Origin of the sequence: Tabrizicola sp. (assembly GCF_031377265.1) — a bacterium.
Taxonomy (GTDB): domain Bacteria; phylum Pseudomonadota; class Alphaproteobacteria; order Rhodobacterales; family Rhodobacteraceae; genus JAUYQR01.
In genome coordinates this window covers 1-3913 of the sequence record NZ_JANMET010000170.1, presented here as the reverse complement: position 1 = coordinate 3913, position 3913 = coordinate 1, and the positions used below count along the sequence as shown (strand labels likewise).

5 protein-coding genes are annotated in these 3913 nt (G+C 61.3%); 1 reads left to right on the top strand and 4 read right to left on the bottom strand.

The features are described 5' to 3' along the window. A partial coding sequence (locus RMO18_RS09970; RefSeq protein WP_309665628.1) for a UTRA domain-containing protein occupies positions 1 to 169 on the top strand: 169 nt, incomplete at its 5' end. On the opposite strand, the gene RMO18_RS09965 is transcribed toward RMO18_RS09970, so the two are convergent. The 4 genes from RMO18_RS09965 to phnD form a co-directional block, all read right to left on the bottom strand. Then, complete coding sequence (locus RMO18_RS09965) at positions 144 to 785, bottom strand: chloramphenicol acetyltransferase (protein ID WP_309665627.1); 642 nt, start codon at positions 783 to 785, stop codon at positions 144 to 146. The two genes, RMO18_RS09970 and RMO18_RS09965, sit on opposite strands and share 26 nt — an antisense overlap. Before the next feature lie 220 nt (positions 786 to 1005). Beyond that, the gene (phnE, locus tag RMO18_RS09960) at positions 1006 to 2319 is read right to left on the bottom strand and encodes a phosphonate ABC transporter, permease protein PhnE (protein ID WP_405054042.1); all 1314 of its coding nucleotides are present in this window, start codon (positions 2317 to 2319) and stop codon (positions 1006 to 1008) included. Positions 2320 to 2329: 10 nt separating this feature from the next. Further along, positions 2330 to 3208 (bottom strand): phosphonate ABC transporter, permease protein PhnE, encoded by an 879-nt coding sequence (gene phnE / locus RMO18_RS09955; RefSeq protein ID WP_309665623.1) that lies wholly within the window; start codon positions 3206 to 3208, stop codon positions 2330 to 2332. Between the two features lie 63 nt (positions 3209 to 3271). Then, positions 3272 to 3913, bottom strand: a 642-nt coding sequence (gene phnD, locus RMO18_RS09950; protein ID WP_309665622.1) for a phosphate/phosphite/phosphonate ABC transporter substrate-binding protein, incomplete at its 5' end; no start/stop codon positions are given.

Below are 3913 nucleotides of genomic sequence, written 5' to 3'. Positions count from 1 at the left end.
TACGGCGAAGCTGGCTGCGCCGGTGATTGCCTTGGCACTGCAAGTTTCGGAAGGCGCGCCGATCCTGCGGTCGGTGTCGGTGAATGTCGATGAGCGGGGCGTGCCGGTGGAATTTGGCACCACCTGGTTTGCGGGGGATCGTGTTACTTTGACGGTGACGCCAGAGTAGCGGTTTCGTGCTTTTCAAGGAAAGCTTCGGCCTGCAAGGTCCTGAAATCCTGCAGATTTTCGCGCAACTGACTGTGGCTCCAATCCCACCAGGCCAGCGCCAATAGCCGGTCCGCGATGCCCGGTGCAAAGCGCGGGCGCAGGGGTTTGGCGGGGATGCCGGCGACGATCATATAGGGCGGCACGTCCTTGGTGACCACCGCGCCTGAGGCGATGACGGCCCCTGCGCCGATGGTCACGTCGGGCTTGATGATCGCGCCATGACCGATCCAGGTGTCGGGGCCGATCACAGTACGGCGTGCGGCGCGGGCTTTGAAGAAGTCCGGATCATCAACCGCGTCATCCCAATAATAGCTTGATCGGTATAGGAAATGATGCAGCGATGCGTGATCCATCGGATGGTCGGTTGGCCCGATCCGGGTCATCGCGGCGATGTTGGCGAACTTGCCGACACTGGTGTTGGCGATATCGGACAGCCGGTCGCAATAGGCATAATCCGCGAACGTGGAATTGACGATCCGGCTGCCCTCGCCTACCTCGCACCATCCGCCGAAGGTGGAAGTGGTGATGGTGCTGCCCGGATGGATCAGCGGTTCGGTGGGGGAAAGCCTGGGCATTGTCGGTCCTGAAATTCTGTGTGGAGCAGCGGGGGCGGGGGTGTAGACGTGCGGGGCGAACGGTGCGTTAAACTGCGGTAATCACTGGATTTTCCAGATCTTCCTCACGTCTTCTTTTCATCTTCCCTGCGTCTTCATTCCGTCTACACGCGCGCCATACGAAACCGGCGTTAACCATGGTGGAGAATCAGGGTGGGACGCGCCTTGAGCCGACCCGTGCCTAGCCTTTGATGAGCCGCCGCCGCAGCCAGCCTGACAGCGTATCCATCAGCATCACCATCAGCACGATCAGCGTCATATAATAGGCGACCTCTTCCCAATCTTTCTGGGTGATGATGGCTTGGGTCAGCAACAACCCGATGCCGCCACCGACGATGGCACCGATGACGGTGGCGCTGCGGGTGTTGGATTCAAGGTAGTACAGCACCTGGCTTAGCAGGATCGGCATGACCTGCGGGATCACCCCGAACCGGGCGCGCAACAGACTGTTGGCACCGGTGGAGCGGACGCCTTCGATCTGTTTTTCGTCGACGTTTTCCAATGCTTCGGAGAAGGTTTTGCCGAACGAGCCGATGTCGGTAATCATGATGGCCAGCGACCCGGTCATCGGGCCGGGGCCAAAGGCGCGGCTGAGGATGATCGTCCAGATCAACCCGTCAACACCGCGGATGAAATCAAACACCCGGCGGATGCCAAAGCGGACGGCGCGGATCGGCATGAAGTTCGAGGCCGCGACAAAGCCCAGAGGGAAGGCCACAAGTGCCGCCCCGGCGGTGCCGAGAAAGGCCATCAGGATCGTCTCGAAGATCGCCCAAAGGACATCGCCGTGGCGCCACATCTTGTTGGTCCAGACTTCGGACACGATGTAGCCGATGTTGGAACGCGCCGGATCAACCCGGTCGCCCCACAGCGAAAGCTTTGCCAGTTCCAGCGGGCCTTTGCCGTAAAACGGGCTGTCGAGGGTAAAGAAGAACAGTTCCCACCCCGGTTGATATTTGAACGTCTCCACCTTGGAGCGGCTGTAGTTGAAACGGCCCGCAGGGGTGGTCACCGACACCTTGTTGGGTGTGGCGTTGATCCATTTTGGCAGCGGCTGAGGCGCTGTCAGCGTGAGCGCGCCATTTTCGGGGCGGATGTCGATGGTGCCGTAGCCCGGCACCACAAAGCGCCCGCCGGCCGCGTCATAAGTGGCAAGGTAGCCATCGCCAAGATCGATCCGGGTTACATCGCCGTCACGGGTAACCCAATCGGGCAGCATGCCGTCGGGGTAGGTGCCCTTGTTCTCGCCCTCGATCGCTACGACGACGTCGCCTGACCGGTTGTCGCGGGTGACATGGGTTTTGTAGGACCAGAAATCCGAGGTGAGGATGATGGCATTGTCCATCCGCGCGCGCTGCGCGATGCCCGGAATGTCGAAGGCAAAGAACGTGTAGGTGAGGTAAAGAAGGATCAGCCCCGGCACGCCAAAGGCAAACAGGCGGCGGCGGGCGAAGGTGGCGGTCAGCAGATCGGCGCGGGTTGGGGCGGGTGCCATTGCGGTCATGTCAGTACCCCTTGACCAGACGATTGCGATAACGGTCGGAGAAGCGGTCGATCACGAAGATGGTGAAGAACAGCAGGATGAAGATCGCCACGACCTGATCATAGCGGCCCTGACCCCACTGCATCGCCAGTTTGAGGTCATGGCCGATGCCACCTTCGCCGACAAAGCCGAGGATGGCCGAAGCGCGGACGTTGATTTCAAACCTGAGGAGCGCGTAGCTAAGCCAGTTCGGCGCGACTTGCGGCAGGACGCCAAGCCACATCCGCTGGCCCCAGGTGGCACCCACCGAGGCCAGCCCCTCAACCGGTTTCAGGTCGGCGTTTTCGGCGACTTCGGAGAACAATTTGCCCAAGGCGCCGCCGGTGTGCAGCGCGATGGCAATGACCGCAGGCACCGGGCCGCCGCCAAGGATGTAGATCAGCACCAGCGCGATGACGATTTCCGGGATGGCGCGCAGGGCGTCCATGCTGCGCCGGAACACGCCGATCAGGCGCGGCCAGCGGGCAAGGCCACGGGTGGACAAAAGCGACAAAACTACTGCCATCAACCCGCCAATCAAGGTGGAGACGGCGGCGATGTTGATCGTCTCAATCAGCGAGGGGAGGAATTCGACGAACAGCGCAGGCAGGTTGGCGCGGTTGGTCCAGGCTTCGGACAGCACTTCGCCGGCGAAATCGTCGATCTGCGGCAAGCCGTTCCAGAAACCGCCGGCATTGCGGTGGTCGGCCAGCACCCAACCTGAGGCGAAGACGGCGATGAACAGCACCAGCAGGATGCCGCCGTACATGCGCTTGCGGCGGATCATTTCAAGATAGGCGGCGCGGGTGTCGGAGGTGTCGGGCCGCTTGCCCTGATCCGGCCCAAAGGCAATATCGACCATCAGCGTCCCCTGCAAAGAAATTGCCGGGCCACCCTGTGGATGGCCCGGCAGATCATGTTGAAATCACATGCCTTCTTGCAGTTTGCGGGCGTCGAGGATGCCCTGATAGTCTTCGTGCTTGACCGGGACGAAGTCTTTGGCTTCACCGGCGGCGACGTTGTAGGCGCATTCCTTGTCGGTTTGCCACATGGTGTCCATCATCGCGTAGATCTTGTCCTTGACGTCCTGCGGCAGGGCCTTGCGAACGACCAGCGGGCCTTCCGGGATCATCTTGGAGCGCCAGATTTCGACGATGTTGTTCATGTCGACGAGGCCGGCATCGGCAGCCTTGCGGAAAGCGCCCGAGGTGAAGCCGTCTTCCCAGTTGCCAAGGCCATCAGCCCAAGACACGCCCGCCGCGAAGTCACCGTTCGACACGCCGACGATGGTCTGTTCGTGGCCGCCGGACATTTTGACTTCAGCGAAGTAGTCTTCAAGCTTGCCATACTTGGCCGAAAGCTCGGCCGCGGGCACGAGGTAGCCCGAGGTGGAGTTCGGGTCGGCGAAGGCGAAGACCTTGCCCTTGGCGTCGTCCAACGAGGTGATGCCGCTGTCCTTGCGGGCGAAACCGATGGAGTAATAGCCGGTCGAGCCATCGACGTTCTGCTTGGTCAGCATGACTTCGACGGCTTCGGGGTCGGTCAGGTAGATCTTGGCATAGGCCGA